14 protein-coding genes are annotated in these 14,716 nt (G+C 34.0%); 10 read left to right on the top strand and 4 right to left on the bottom strand.

Translation table 11 applies throughout. The annotated features are described in order from the left end of the window. Nucleotides 1-28 precede the first annotated feature (28 nt). Nucleotides 29-1,447, bottom strand: coding sequence for a rhodanese-like domain-containing protein (locus Q9Q97_RS07890; RefSeq protein WP_306156016.1), 1,419 nt, complete (start codon nucleotides 1,445-1,447; stop codon nucleotides 29-31). Nucleotides 1,448-1,673: 226 nt separating this feature from the next. Between Q9Q97_RS07890 and Q9Q97_RS07885 the strand changes: the two genes are divergently transcribed. The 6 genes from Q9Q97_RS07885 to Q9Q97_RS07860 all read left to right on the top strand — a co-directional run bounded on the left by Q9Q97_RS07885 (nucleotide 1,674) and on the right by Q9Q97_RS07860 (nucleotide 6,881). Then, entirely contained in the window at nucleotides 1,674-2,264 is a 591-nt protein-coding gene (locus Q9Q97_RS07885; protein WP_306156015.1) for an HD family hydrolase, read from the top strand. 219 nt (nucleotides 2,265-2,483) lie between these two features. Then, nucleotides 2,484-3,830: a cytochrome ubiquinol oxidase subunit I gene (locus Q9Q97_RS07880; protein WP_306156014.1), complete on the top strand. Its 1,347-nt coding sequence runs from the start codon at nucleotides 2,484-2,486 to the stop codon at nucleotides 3,828-3,830. A 2-nt stretch (nucleotides 3,831-3,832) separates the two neighbouring features. Beyond that, on the top strand, nucleotides 3,833-4,909 hold the full coding sequence (gene cydB, locus Q9Q97_RS07875) for a cytochrome d ubiquinol oxidase subunit II (RefSeq protein WP_306156013.1): 1,077 nt from the start codon (nucleotides 3,833-3,835) through the stop codon (nucleotides 4,907-4,909). A 200-nt stretch (nucleotides 4,910-5,109) separates the two neighbouring features. After that, complete coding sequence (locus Q9Q97_RS07870) at nucleotides 5,110-5,559, top strand: hypothetical protein (protein ID WP_306156012.1); 450 nt, start codon at nucleotides 5,110-5,112, stop codon at nucleotides 5,557-5,559. Nucleotides 5,560-5,857: 298 nt separating this feature from the next. After that, a complete protein-coding gene (locus tag Q9Q97_RS07865; protein WP_306156011.1) occupies nucleotides 5,858-6,262 on the top strand; it encodes a hypothetical protein in 405 nt (134 codons plus the stop codon). Nucleotides 6,263-6,494: 232 nt separating this feature from the next. Continuing rightward, nucleotides 6,495-6,881, top strand: a complete 387-nt coding sequence (locus tag Q9Q97_RS07860) for a helix-turn-helix transcriptional regulator (RefSeq protein ID WP_306156010.1) — start codon at nucleotides 6,495-6,497, stop codon at nucleotides 6,879-6,881. 116 nt (nucleotides 6,882-6,997) lie between these two features. Here Q9Q97_RS07860 and Q9Q97_RS07855 read toward each other — a convergent pair whose 3' ends face one another. Together Q9Q97_RS07855 and Q9Q97_RS07850 are read right to left on the bottom strand one after the other, a co-directional pair. Next, the gene (locus Q9Q97_RS07855; RefSeq protein WP_306156009.1) at nucleotides 6,998-7,783 is read right to left on the bottom strand and encodes a sulfite exporter TauE/SafE family protein; all 786 of its coding nucleotides are present in this window, start codon (nucleotides 7,781-7,783) and stop codon (nucleotides 6,998-7,000) included. Between the two features lie 263 nt (nucleotides 7,784-8,046). Then, the gene (locus Q9Q97_RS07850) at nucleotides 8,047-8,676 is read right to left on the bottom strand and encodes a Crp/Fnr family transcriptional regulator (protein ID WP_306156008.1); all 630 of its coding nucleotides are present in this window, start codon (nucleotides 8,674-8,676) and stop codon (nucleotides 8,047-8,049) included. Between the two features lie 450 nt (nucleotides 8,677-9,126). On the opposite strand from Q9Q97_RS07850, the gene Q9Q97_RS07845 reads away from it, so the two are divergent. The 4 genes from Q9Q97_RS07845 to Q9Q97_RS07830 all read left to right on the top strand — a co-directional run bounded on the left by Q9Q97_RS07845 (nucleotide 9,127) and on the right by Q9Q97_RS07830 (nucleotide 13,958). Next, entirely contained in the window at nucleotides 9,127-9,438 is a 312-nt protein-coding gene (locus Q9Q97_RS07845) for a rhodanese-like domain-containing protein (RefSeq protein WP_306156007.1), read from the top strand. Between the two features lie 78 nt (nucleotides 9,439-9,516). Beyond that, on the top strand, nucleotides 9,517-11,097 hold the full coding sequence (locus Q9Q97_RS07840) for an NADP-dependent glyceraldehyde-3-phosphate dehydrogenase (RefSeq protein ID WP_306156006.1): 1,581 nt from the start codon (nucleotides 9,517-9,519) through the stop codon (nucleotides 11,095-11,097). Between the two features lie 205 nt (nucleotides 11,098-11,302). Continuing rightward, nucleotides 11,303-13,180, top strand: a complete 1,878-nt coding sequence (locus tag Q9Q97_RS07835) for a M1 family metallopeptidase (protein WP_306156005.1) — start codon at nucleotides 11,303-11,305, stop codon at nucleotides 13,178-13,180. Between the two features lie 163 nt (nucleotides 13,181-13,343). Beyond that, nucleotides 13,344-13,958, top strand: a complete 615-nt coding sequence (locus Q9Q97_RS07830) for a tetratricopeptide repeat protein (RefSeq protein ID WP_306156004.1) — start codon at nucleotides 13,344-13,346, stop codon at nucleotides 13,956-13,958. Nucleotides 13,959-14,010: 52 nt separating this feature from the next. Here Q9Q97_RS07830 and Q9Q97_RS07825 read toward each other — a convergent pair whose 3' ends face one another. Beyond that, on the bottom strand, nucleotides 14,011-14,574 hold the full coding sequence (locus Q9Q97_RS07825) for an outer membrane beta-barrel protein (protein WP_306156003.1): 564 nt from the start codon (nucleotides 14,572-14,574) through the stop codon (nucleotides 14,011-14,013). Nucleotides 14,575-14,716: the final 142 nt, after the last annotated feature.

Here is a 14,716-nt window from a genome sequence, read left to right as displayed (position 1 = left end):
TTACATGACTTATATGGTGAAAATATATTTATGCTTTCAAAACTTTGCTCTGACAAACGAAATCTGATTTTGGAACATTTGTTTTTGAAATTGCTCCGAAACCGCCTTCTACTTCAGAGAAGTTTCTGAAACCTCTTGCTTGTAGAATCGAAGCTGCAATCATGCTTCTGTAACCACCCGCGCAATGCAGATAAAAATGCTCATTTGGATTAATGTCTTTTACCCAGTCATTTATATAAGCTAAAGGTTTGCTATAAGCTTCGTCTATATGTTCTGCTTCGTATTCTGTTTCTTTACGAATATCCACCACTTTGTCTTCGCCGAATTTAAATTCATTAGCAAATTGTTCAGCAGTAATTCTGTTTACAGTATCAATTTCGAAACCTGCCTTTTGCCACGCTTCAAAACCACCTTGTAGATGACCTATAATAGTATCAAAACCAACACGGCTTAAACGCGTTACTGTTTCTTCTTCCATTCCAGCTGCTGTAACTAAAACAATTGGCTGTTTTACATCAGCAATCAGAGTTCCAACCCACGGCGCAAAATCACCGTTGATTCCGATATTAATTGACTGTGGAATAAATCCTTTGCTGAAATCAGCAGCGCTTCTAGTATCTAGAATCAAAGCTCCAGTTTCTTCTGCAACCGCTTCAAATTCTTTTACGTTTATAGCTTTCATTCCGTTGTTTAGAACAGTTTCAAAGCTTTCGTAACCGCCTTTATTCATAGCAACGTTCATGCTGAAATAGGCTGGAGGAGGCAATAAACCGTCAGTCACTTCTTTGATAAACTCTTCTTCGGTCATATTAGCGCGCAAAGCATAGTTTGTCGCTTTTTGATTTCCGATAGTTGAAACGGTTTCTTTACTCATGTTTTTTCCGCAAGCACTTCCTGCACCATGCGCAGGATAAACAATTACATCATCAGCCAAAGTCATAATTTTATCTCTTAGCGAATGATATAAAATCCCTGCCAATTGATCTTGTGTCATTCCCGCTGCTTTTTGAGCTAAATCCGGACGGCCAACATCACCAATAAATAAAGTATCTCCAGAGAAAATCGCGTGATCTTTTCCGTTTTCATCAATTAATAAAAAAGTAGAGCTTTCCATGGTATGACCAGGAGTATGCAAAACTTTAATTGTTACTTTTCCAAGTTTAAATTCCTGTCCGTCTTTTGCAGATACGCAGTCAAATTCGCAGGCAGCATTTGGACCGTAAACAATAGGCGCTCCAGTTTCTTTGCTTAAATCAACGTGGCCAGAAACGAAATCGGCGTGAAAATGCGTTTCAAAAATATATTTCAGCTTAACTCCATCTCGTTCCAAACGATCTAAGTAAGGCTGTGTTTCTCTAAGCGGATCAATAATGGCCGCTTCGCCATTTGAAGTGATATAGTATGCACCTTGTGCTAAGCATCCGGTGTAAATTTGTTCTATTTTCATGATAGATATTGTAAAATGATGGGATACAAAGGTAACTTTGTTTTTTAATAAATTGGGTGACTAATGTTACAGAAATTAGGTTTTTGTGTAAAAAAATATGTCTTTACCATATAAGTGATATAAGTTCATTTTTTGATTATATAAATAAGCATATATCTTAATTTGCTTATATCACTTATATGGTGAAAAAACTACGTAATTTTGCTTTTTTGCTAAAATATTTAAAATGAACACACAGGACTTATTAGATCAAATTGCTTTCATAAAAGAAATTGATAAAGTAAAATACATCCAGCGAAAGACCAAATTATTCAATAGCGACCGTTGCGAAAATGATGCTGAACACAGCTGGCATTTAGCTCTTATGGCAATTGTTTTAGCTGAACATTCTAACGAACCAATTGATGTTCTGAAAGTCGTAAAAATGGTTTTGATTCATGATATTGTCGAAATCGATGCTGGAGATGTTTTTATTTACGATACCGTAAAAAATCATTCGAACACTGATGAAGAGCGTTTGGCAGCAAATAGAATTTTTGGTTTACTGCCAGAAAAACAAAAAGAAGAGTTTATCTCCATCTGGGAAGAATTTGAAGCCGGAGAAACCAATGAGGCCAAATTTGCCAAATCGATGGACAGATTAGAGCCTCTTCTGCAAAATACATCTAATAACGGTGGCACATGGAAAGAGTTTGGAGTGAAATACGATAAAGTTTACGAAAAGAAAAGTGTCATAAAAGAAGGCTCAAAATCAATATGGAATTACGCTGAAGGTTTGATTAACGACAGCGTTGAAAAAGGGATTCTGGAGAAATGATTTTTTTAAACCATATAAGTGATATAAGTTTTTTTGTTTTCCTGCAAGGTTTCCAAAACCTTGCAGGAGCAAATCTGATATGAGCTTTTTGCGTCTACTAATTTTTATATTTACTTATATCACTTATATGGTTTAAAAAATTAAAATAAACTCTTTTTTTAGGGCAGTAATTCGGGATGTAATGGTTAAATTTGTGGAACTTCATAAACAAATTACCTTATGGAAGAAATGCTCTTTTATGACCGAATGCAATTCGCGTTCACCATTACTTTTCATTATCTCTTTCCACAACTTACAATGGGTCTTTCGCTGATCATTGTGTACTTCAAGTGGAAATTCCTCAAAACTAAAGACGAACAATACAATCACGCCACCCATTTCTGGATGAAAATCTTCGCCCTCAATTTTGCAATGGGCGTAGTAACCGGAATTCCAATGGAGTTTCAGTTTGGAACCAACTGGGCAAAGTTCTCCGAATTGACAGGCGGAATCATTGGACAAACGCTGGCGATGGAAGGAATGTTTTCGTTTTTCTTAGAATCTTCTTTTCTGGGAATATTTTTGTTTGGAGAAAAACTTCTCGGACATAAATGGCACTTTGTAACCGGATTATTAATCATGATTGGTTCTTGGGCGAGTGGGTTTTTAATTATCGCTACACATTCTTGGATGCAGAATCCGGTTGGTTATGAGATTCTCGAAAACGGAAAATTTGTTTTGAATAATTTTCAGGCTTTGTTTTTAAATCCTTGGCTTTGGCCTTCGTATTTGCATAATCAGGCTGCTTCTTTGGTAACAAGTTCTTTTGTTGTTGCGGGCATTGGCGCTTTTTATATTTTGAGTAATAAAAATGTTTCGTTTGGGAAATTGTTCCTTAAAACTGGCGTTATCTTCGGATTGATTTCGAGTATAATTGTCGCAGTTCCAACGGGAGATTTATTGGCTAAAAATGTGGTAAAATACCAACCCGTAACCTTTGCCGGAATGGAAGGAATTTTTCATACCGAGAAAAAAGGTTCTGAAATTGTTTTAATCGGTCAGCCCGATGTAAAAGACAAAAAACTGGATAATAAAATTGCGGTTCCAAATATTTTAAGTTTCCTGACTTACGGAAACTGGGACCAGGAAATAAAAGGTTTAGACCAGTTTGAAGAAGATCTGCATCCAACTAATATTTCGGGATTGTATTATGCTTATCATATAATGGTCGGACTTGGAACTGTTTTTATTGGCTTGATGGTGCTTTCGCTTTTCCAATTAATTCGAGGAAAATTATTCCAAACCAAATGGATTTTATGGTCGCTGATGTTCATGATGCCGTTTCCATATATTGCCAATACTACAGGCTGGTACACGGCAGAATTAGGAAGACAGCCTTGGTTGGTTTATAATTTATTGCGAACAGCAGCGGGAGCTTCGCCAACAGTTTCTTCAGGAAATACCTTATTTACTTTATTAGGTTTTATTGGTTTATATCTTTTGCTTGGAATGCTGTTTTTGCTTTTGGTTGGAAAAATTATCAATAAAGGTCCGCATCATGTGGAACTTTCAACAGAAAAAATATAAGTATGGAATTTTTTTGGTACGTAGTTTTAATGGGAATTCTGGCTGTTTATCTGGTTTTAGATGGCTATGATTTTGGTGCAGGAATTATTCATTTATTTTTTGCCGATACAGAAAGAGATAAAAAAGTAATTACCAATTCGATCGGTCCATTTTGGGATGCCAATGAAGTCTGGCTGATTGCAGCTGGAGGCGTTTTGTTTTTTGCTTTTCCTACTTTATACGCTTCTTCTTTCAGCGGTTTTTATCTGCCTTTGATTATGATTTTATGGCTTTTGATTTTCCGTGCGATTGGTTTAGAAATGCGCGGACAGATTCATAATCACATGTGGGAAGCCATTTGGGATAAAGCGTTCGGAATTGCAAGTTTGCTTTTGGCTCTTTTCTTCGGAATCGCTTTAGGAAATATTGTTCGCGGTGTCAATCTCGGAATGGTGCAAAATGGCGTTTCTACGCAGGAAGCACATTATTTCTTTTTGCCTTTATGGAACCCAACTTTTAGTCCGCAGGCAAATGAATTGGGAATTATCGATTGGTTTACGCTTTTCTTAGGGATTGTGAGCGTTGTAGCTTTGACGATTCATGGAGCGAATTGGATTATTTATAAAACAAATTCTTCTTTAAATGAAAAACTTAAAAAGGTAGTTTTCGCGTTGAATATCGTTTTGTTGGTTCTGGTTTGTATTTCGCTGCAAATCTGGCATTTTATTGAGCCGAAACCATTTCATAATTTTGTTGAAAATCCGATTTTGTGGTTTTTTCCAATAATGACTTTTGTTGGAATAATAGGTTTGTTCAAAGTGCGTTCCTTCAAAAAAGATGGACACGGATTTGTATTTTCAACCTTATTCCTCCTTGGCGGATTTGCTTCGACAGCGGTTTCTATTTTTCCAAATGTTTTGCCATCAACCAATAAAGTTAATCCGTCATTAACGATTTATAATACTGCCGCTCACGAATATGGATTAAATGCCGGTTTGAGCTGGTTTTTTGTGGCTTTGGCTTTGGTGATTGTTTATTTTGTTATTCAGTATCGCGTTTTCAGTGGAAAAATGGATGATATTGGATATGGGGAACATTGATTTTTTTGTTTTTTATAGCCACTAATTACACTAATTACACTAATTTTCACGAATTAATTTTTAATATCAATTGCCTCCAGTTTTAACTGGAGGTTTTTTGTTTGAATTAGAATTGGGCTTTAGCCAAAATTGTAAAGTTTGGCTAAAGCCTTTTTTATATACATTTGTTTACCTCCAGCTAAAGCTGGAGGCAATTCAAAATGAAAACAGATAAATCAATTAAGAATATTGTTTGTGCAGCTATTTATAGGAAAGTAATGAATCCTGAAGAATGGCTTTATTCGTCTGTTCATATTGGCAATAAATCAATTGAATTTGATATTGAAGAAGATGAATTTCCTATTTTCCAAATTATTAGTTCAAATGCAAAAACACTTATCACAACTCGACAAATAATTGAAAAGAGAAATGAAGGAATAATTTTATCAATTCGTTTTGAAGAAATTAGAGATCTCGTTTATGGGAACTTTAAAGGAAAGATAGATAAACCAGAATTGTCGATTTTTAAAATAATTGATATTGAAGGAAAAACTTATGACTTTCAGTTGGAAACGGGTAAAGCTTCAATAGGGTTTATCAATGCTATAAATACTATTCTTCAATTAAAATCTATAACACCGAAAAAATCATTTGACCCGATTTCGCGTTAGGGATAGGAGCGGTATCCTTTTTGTTTTTTCTTTAAAAACAAAAAGATATAGCGGATAGCCCGGCCGAAGGAAACGCCCAAACAAATCTTCTGAATTAATTTATTTTCTAATAAATAAACATAAGATAACTTTTACGAAAGATTTAATTACAACTTATAGTTATATTCTATAATGCTGATTGTAAGAAAAAAATGCAGTTAATGCTTAATATTGCGTATCTAAGAATTTTTCCCCCTAAGAATTTTTAGAAATTGATTTTCACCAAAAGATTAAATCTATTTTTACCTACTAAATTATTATGCCTTTAACAATTTTTTCCGACAAGGTTAGATTTCGTTACAAATCTAAGAATTGGCAGTATCAGTTTGATGAAATTAAAGAACTTGGACTGCTTAAAAAAAAGAGAAAATATTTTCTTGAAAACGGCGCTTTTATAGCCGTAACTATTGCAACCTATTATTGTATGATATTTTCCGACTTAATGGATTTATACTACATTATTCCTGCACTTTTATGTTATACTCTCATTATCATTGCCCGATTTGGCAATAAGGCGGAGTTTGTATATTTTATTTTTGTTAAAGATATTTACCAAAATGAAATAAGAACTAAAATTGCGCCAAAAGACCGTGCATTGGTTGGTAAACAGATCGATTATTATTTAGATCTTCAGTTTGAACGCAGTATAAAAAGAACTGCTTAAGAAAAATCAGAAATGTTTGTATTTGATATTTCCCATTATGATATTTTGTTCATAATGGCAGCTTTGATATATGGTTACTTTATTATCAGAAAGAAAAAATTAACGAAACGCTAAGTCATATTGTTCTCATTATGAAGTAGCTTTATGAATACCCAAAAATAAGTATAGTTATGCCGTTATAATGTAACGGCTGGCTGTTTTGACTATACATGACCCCAAATCAGAAAAGAATATGGCCACAACAATAAAAAACAAAATCAAAAATATTAGAGAGTTAAAAAATTATACTCAAGAGTATATGGCAGAAAGATTAGGTGTGACTCAAGCAGGTTACAGTAAAATTGAGAAAGGAAAAACTTCTTTGAGTTATGAAAAATTGGTCGAAATAGGACGGATTTTAGATGTCAGTGTAGAGGATATAATTAGTTTTGATTACGATAAATACTTTAATAACTACAACAAAATTACAGGAAACAATAACGGAAGTATTTTAATTAATGCAGACAATACCTCGGTTTTAAAAGAACTTTATGAAGATAAAATTCAACTGTTGGAAAAACTGCTGAACAGGACCGAAATTGAGCTTGAACGCTATAAAGATAAATTTGGAGAACTTTAAAAAGGTTTTAGTTTCATCTTTGTCAAAGTTCAATACTTTGACAAAGATTACTCTACAAGTGAAAACTAAATTCAAAAATATTCAAATTAAAAAGTACACTGACGCACTTTTAAGTTTTAAAACAATACTTCTTTGGCAATGATATAAAAACCCATTATAAGGACAAACCATCCGAATAATGGTTTTAATTTTGCGCCGTCAAGTTTTTTAGAAAGCTGGCTTCCAATAAACATTCCGATTAAGGCCATTGCAGAGACGCTTAATAAGAAAGTATAGTTTATAGGTGTTCCGATGTACAAATCGCCTGCAAAACCTATTGACGAATTTATAGTAATGATTAATAAGGAAGTTCCAACGGCTTGTTTCATGGGCAGATTGGCGAAAAAAAGCAGAGCAGGAATAATTAAAAATCCGCCGCCCGCGCCTAGAAAACCCGTTACGATTCCGACCAAAAAACCGATAAAGCTAAGTTGTGAATAATTGGTTTCGGCTGATTTTATTTCGGGCTGATTTTTTTTAATCATCGAAATGGCCGCCGTAATCATCAGGATAGAAAAGATAATCATAATCAGAAAATCTTTTGAAACCGTATAAGAAGCAACAGAAAATAAAGTCGCAGCAATTTGCGGAAATATAACTTCGCGAATTATTAAAATCGAAATAACAGAAGGAAAAGCAAAATATAAAGCCGATTTTAATTTCAGATTCCCCATTTTATAATGGCTGAAACTTCCAAACATTGCCGTTAATCCGACAATAAATAAAGAATAAGAAGTAGCCTGATCGGGATTTACTTTAAATAAATAAACTAAAATTGGAATAGTTAGAATAGAACCGCCACCGCCAATTAAGCCAAGTGTTATTCCGATTATGATGGAGGCAAAATACCCTAAATATTCCATTGCATTTGTTTTGATGCAAAGTTGCTTCGGAAATTAGAAACCTACAGTAACATTTATCACAGAAGTATTTTATTTAACCATTAAGACATTAAGAAAATTAAGTAATACTTTGTCTTAATTTTTCTTTTGAAGGTTAATTAAGTAATGCTGCGACTTAATCTTCTAGTATTAAAGAAAAATTAAGGTGCATAAGCTTAATATTCTTAACCTTTTTTGAGTCAATATGGACAACGCAAATCTTAATTTTCTTAATGCCTTAATGGTTAAAAATTAAGCAACTCAATTTGGTTTCGGTTGAGTTTAACCAAACCGCGCTGTTCCATTTTTTTGAGTAAACGGGAAACAACTTCTCTTGAAGTATTTAGTTCCGTTGCAATTTCCTGATGCGATAGATTAACTTCAGAGCATCCACAAGCATCAGAATGTCTTTTTAAGTAGAATTCTAATCTTTCATCCATAGAACGGAAAGCGATATTATCAACGACTTCGAGAACTTCTTCAAAACGGCTTCGATATGTTTCAATTACAAATTCGTACCAAGAGCGATGTTCCATCATCCATTTGTCCATTGATTGCAATGGAATCATCATTACAGATACATCTTCTACAACTTTGGCCATAATTTGGCTTTTCTCGCTTTTTGCAGTACAGATCATAGAAATAGCGCAAGCCTGACCTGGCTGTAAATAATACAATAAAAACTCTCCGCCGTCTTCGCCTTCGCGATAGATTTTGATTTTTCCTTTAATAATCAAAACAGTATTTTTAATGTACTGTCCCGTACGCATTAAAACTGTTCCGGCTTCAAAATTCTGAAGACTTCCATTTTCTTCAATTGTAGCAATAAGTTCGTTGGAGAAATTAGGAAATATGGTTTTTAAGGAATGCTGCATTTGTTCTTTTTTTGTTGCCACGAATTGCACAAATTTTCACGAATTAATTTAGTGTCAGTTTGTGAATTTGATGGCGAAAAATATTTTAAAATGTTATTCTTTTTTACTGCAAATACACTAATTTCAAAAAAATAATTTGTGAAAATTTGTGCAATTCGTGGCGAAAAAAATTATCAAAATCGAATTAAAAATTGTATTTGTTTGCAAAGATAATGGTTTGAATTGGTAATAATTGCCATAAAACTAGATTTCGGATTAATTTTATGTAAATGAAAAAATCCTATTTTCTATCGATTTTGTAGGCTGAATTTTTAAAAATAGTAACTAAATTTGTAAAACACTGATTATAATAGTTTCTCTAAAACGTTTTCTGAGAATAATAATCGAAATCGCATTTGGTACGTTTTTTATATATAGAAACGTCGTAATTTTACAAAAACACATTTTACTATGAATTTATCACAAGAAGATTGGGTTGCTCAGTTAGAAGCTGACGAAAATGCAGTTATACTTGATGTAAGAACTGAAGACGAATTTAATGACGGCTACATCGAGAACGCGCTTAATATTGATATCAATAAAGGGCAGGCTTTTATCTATGAAATCGAAGAATTAGACAAAAATAAAAACTATTACGTATACTGCCGTTCTGGAGCTAGAAGTGCAAAAGCATGTCAGATCATGAACGAATTGGGTATTCAAAACGCCTACAATCTGCTTGGAGGAATCCTAGATTGGGAAGGAGAAACAGTACAACCATAAAAGAAGAAGAGGCAATAAAAAAGCCTCTTTTTTCTTTTGAAAATAGAATTACCAGACTATTAACAAACCAAATTAATTATGAGTTTTATACCAGAAGAATATCAGATAAATAGTCTGATAAACCAAGATACGTATCTTGTAAACGGAGAATTGAAACAATGGACAGGGCAAACCACACCTGTGTTTTCAACTATTTCTTCAACAGAAAAATATACGCCGACTTTATTAGGATCTATTCCGTTTATGGCAGAAAAAGAAGCTGCCGAAGTTGTCGAAGCAGCAACTGCTGCCTACGATATGGGACAAGGATTATGGCCAACGATGAAAGTAGCCGATCGTATTAAGGCTATGGAGAATTTTGTTCGCCAGATGAAAGAAACCCGCGAAGAAGTAGTAAAATACTTGATGTGGGAAATTGGAAAATCATTGGGAGATTCGCAAAAAGAATTTGACAGAACGGTAGAATATATTTACGATACTATTGCAAGTTACAAAGAATTAAATGGACGTAGTTCGCACTTTGAAAAAGTACAAGGTGTAAACGCCATGATTCGCCGCGGACCTCTTGGTGTTGTTTTGTGTCTTGGACCTTACAACTATCCGTTAAACGAAACTTTTTCATTGCTGATTCCAGCTTTGATTATGGGGAATACCGTAATCTTCAAACCTGCTAAACATGGCGTTTTATGTATTTCGCCATTATTAGAAGCTTTCAGAAGCAGTTTTCCAAAAGGTGTAATCAATATTGTTTACGGAAGAGGACGCGAAGTAGCTTCTCCGATTATGAAATCTGGAAAAATTGATGTTTTGGCATTAATTGGAAACAGTAAATCGGCTATTGCTTTGCAAGATCAGCACCCGAACAAAAACAGATTGCGTTTGATTTTAGGATTAGAGGCCAAAAATCCAGCGATTATTCTTCCAGATGCCGATTTAGATTTGGCTATTCAGGAATGTATTACAGGAAGTTTGTCTTTCAACGGGCAGCGTTGTACGGCTCTAAAAGTATTGTATGTGCACGAATCTGTAAGAGAAGAATTCAATAGACGTTTTGCTGAAAAAGTAGACAGTTTGGTTTATGGAAATCCATGGGAGAAAGGAGTTTCTCTAACACCGCTTCCAGAAACAGATAAACCAAAATATATTCAAGGTTTAATTGATGATGCAACTTCTAAAGGAGCGAAAATCATCAATGAAAAAGGAGGAAAACATACAGAAAATTATATTTTCCCAGCTGTTTTATATCCGGTAAACAAAGAAATGCGAGTGTATCACGAAGAGCAGTTTGGACCAGTGGTTCCTGTGCTTTCTTTCAGCGATATCAAAGAACCGCTTCATGATATGGCAGAATCTAATTACGGACAGCAAGTAAGTTTGTTCGGAAAAGACATTAAAACATTGGCGCCGCTTATTGACTCGCTTGTAAATTTAGTTTGCAGAGTAAACCTCAACAGTTCTTGCCAGAGAGGGCCAGATGCTTTCCCATTTACAGGAAGAAAAGATTCTGCTGTAGGAACCTTGAGTATTCCAGATGCTTTGCGTTCTTTCTCAATTCGTACGTTTGTAGCTTCAAAAGATATCGATTATAATAATCAGATTCTGCAGGAATTGCTTAACAGCAAAGAATCGAATTTTATTAATACCGATTATATTTTGTAGTCATCAAGGTTATATATTAATTGTAGATGCCGTCTGTTGCTTTGGTGACAGACGTTTTTTCTTTTTTAGCTTCTAAGTTTTTAGTCTTAATACATTCATAATTCACAATTGAGCATTCACAATTAATAATTAACTTTGTAACATTCTAAAAAAAATCTCCACTAATAGTTATCTAAAAAACAATTTAAAGACCTAAGTATCATTTATGAAAAAGAAATTTTTGCAATTTGCATTAATAGCATTTGTTCTTTTCGCCCAAAATAGTTTTGCCCAAGAACTTTATATGCCAAGAAATATAAAAAAAGCCTTTGAAAAAGGAACTCGTTCTAAAGACGGAAAACCTGGCGCAAACTACTGGCAGAACCGAGGAAAATACAATATGGAAATTTCGGTTGACCCCAAAACAAGATTGGTTACAGGAACAGAAACCATTCTTTACGAAAACAATAGTAAAGACACCCTGAAAAACTTAGTTATCCGTTTTGTAAATAATCTTCATAAACCTTCTTCTCCAAGAGGCAGTGAAGTGAGCAACGATTTTTTAAGCGACGGATTAACGATTACTTCCTTAAAAATAGAAAATGAAGTCTACAAAGAAGACGCGAAAAACTGGGGAACGGTTGGAAACGTAAAATTGCAAAAACCGATTTTTCCACATTCAAAAACCATTATCAATATTCAGTGGAACTATCCTTTGTCTAAAGAAAGCGGTAGAGAAGGGCAGATCGACGAGACAACATTTTTTGTAGCGTACAGTTATCCTCGTGTTTCAGTTTACGACGATTATAATGGCTGGGATAGATTGCCGCACACAGACCGCCAAGAATTTTACAACGATTTTAATGATTATACTTTTTCTGTTAAAGCGCCTAAAAATTATGTGGTGTATGCAACAGGAGATTTATTAAATCCTGATGAGGTTTTACAGCCTGAATTTGCTTCACGCTTAAAGAAATCATATACCACAGATGAAATCTTGCATATCGCTAACGAACAAGAAATGAAAAGCGGTATCGTAACCAAACAGTACGATTGGAATGTCTGGAAATTTGAAGCAAAAAATATTACCGATGTGACTTTTGGTTTAAGTGACCATTATCTATGGGATGCCAGCAGTGTGGTGGTTGACAAAAAAACAAATCGTCGTGCAAGTGTTCAAGCTGCTTACAATGTTAAGGGAACCGATTTTGTAAATTCGGTAAAAAACAATCAATATGCTCTAGACTGGTTTTCTAACAATTGGCCTGGAGTTCCGTATCCGTTTTCTAAAATGACGGCTTTTCAAGGTTTTGCAGACATGGAATACCCAATGATGTGTAACGATTCGCAAATGGACGATCCTGTTTTTGCGCAATTGGTTCAGGATCACGAAGTAGCGCATACTTATTTTCCTTTTTATATGGGAATTAATGAAACACGTTATGCTTTTATGGACGAAGGCTGGGCAACAACTTTCGAATATTTAATCGGAATTGCGGAACACGGTAAAGAAGCAGCAGATAAGTTTTATCAAAATTTTAGAGTAAAAGGCTATATCAATGATCGTTCTACAGAGGAAGACCAGCCTATAATTACAATGTCGACTCAAGTTTCGGGTGCAGGCTATGGCAATAATTCTTATGGAAAAGCTTCTCTATCTTATTTGGCTTTAAAAGATATGCTTGGAGACGAGGTATTCAAAAAGGCACTGCACGATTACATGGATATCTGGAACGGAAAACATCCAATTCCTTGGGATTATTTTAATGCATTTAACACCTCAACAGGAAAGAATTTAAATTGGTTTTTTAATAATTGGTTCTTTACCAACAATTATTTAGACATTGCTGTAAAAGATTATTCTGCTGATAAAAAAGTTATAACAGTAGAAAACATTGGAGGTTTTGCAATTCCGTTTGATGTTGTGATTACTTACGCTGATAAATCTAAAGCAACTGTTCATCAAACTCCGGCAATTTGGGAGAAAAATCAAAAAATAGCCAGAATAATTTTGAAAAGCGCAAAAAAAATAGAAAAAATTGAGCTTGATGGTGGAATTTTTATGGATGCAACGCCGGAAAATAATATCTTACATGTTAAATAATTGAATTAATTTTAATAAATATTTTAAAACGCCACTTTGTTTTGACGAAGTGGCGTTTTTTTGTTTATAATAATTAAAAACATTCAAGAATACGGAAAACCGTAAAGATTATTGTGCAAAATAATTTATGTTTGCAAAAACAAAAAAAAACCTACAAGATTTAATGAAAAAGACATTTGTTGTGATTGTTCTGCTAACTACTTTTCAGTTTTTTGGCCAGAACGATCAAAAAACCGCGTTTCAAAAAAACAAATATGAATTGGCTGTTTCTTACTACAAAAAAGCCGATTTTGTAAAAGCTATCGATTTATTTTCTTTGGCTGCGAAGATTAAACCAGAGAATGAAATAGGGCAAGAAGCTGTCAAAAAAGTAGACACTTTACGCGAGCTTTTAAGAAAAGAAATTATGAGCCAAGCAATTGGAAATTGGAAAAAAACAGGGAACCAGCCTGTATGGTCTTCGGCTCAATCAAACAGTAATGATCAGTCTACTTTTGACGAAGTAGTTGAAATTAAAGAAAATGAGATATTGTTTTATGAAGTCGATAAAAAAACGAAAGTAAAGAAACTTCTAAAAACAGAAAATTTAGTTTATAATGATGCTAAATGTATGGTATCTCCATTTTCAGAAATTATTCTTTCAGACGGAACAATTTGGAACTGCGATATTGATGAAAAATCCAATGTACTTCATGTTATTAATGTAGCCATTAAAACAGAAGAAGGAATAGAGAGAATCAAAACCAATAACGAAGAAAGTTATTACGTTAAGATTTAAATAAGGCACAAAAAAGGGAATCAATCGATTCCCTTTTTTATGTTTTTATATTCTATAGGAATTTAAATCCTACCGATAAGTTGGTGACTCCAGTTTTAATTTCACCGTCAGAAGCATCTATATCTGTCAATCCGGCGAGATATCTTACGTCAAAAGTAAATCGCCAGACATCAACTCCAACTCCTCCAAGCACGCTGTGATTATTTTTTTCGAATGCTATAGAATTTAAATTGTTGCTAGAACTTATATCAGAATAATTTTTCCAGTTGTAGCCTACAAAAAGTCTCACATTTCCGAGTTTTCCAAGCGGAATAAGTTTGTATCCTGCAATTAATGTGGCATCTGTCCCAGCCAATTTAAACTCGGTTTCTCCAATACCATCTTGATAAACGCTGAAACTGTTTTTGGCATACCCAAATTCGCCCTGAGCATAAAAAAGCAACAGATTTACTCGTGCAAAACCGGCAAAGCCAATTCCTGTATTAGTATGGTCGGAGCTGAAATTTTTTGCATCGACAGAAGTAATATTCGTCGAAATCTGAGGTCCAATTTGTATTAATTGTGCAAATCCATTGGCGCAAATACATAAAAATGCTGCTAAAAATAATTTTCTCATAACGGGATCTTATTTGATTTTGGTGACATAAAAATAATCATAATAGATTAAAATTGAATGATTTGTCTGATTTATTTTTTTGTAAAGTTTTGGAAATTAATTGTATCGAGATTTCTGTTTTACTTTTCTCCATCCAATCAAA

Origin of the sequence: Flavobacterium sp. DG2-3, assembly GCF_030730925.1 — a bacterium.
Classification (GTDB): Bacteria; Bacteroidota; Bacteroidia; order Flavobacteriales; family Flavobacteriaceae; genus Flavobacterium.
The sequence above is the reverse complement of the archived record's forward strand: the minus strand, read 5'-3'. Positions and strand labels throughout refer to the sequence as shown.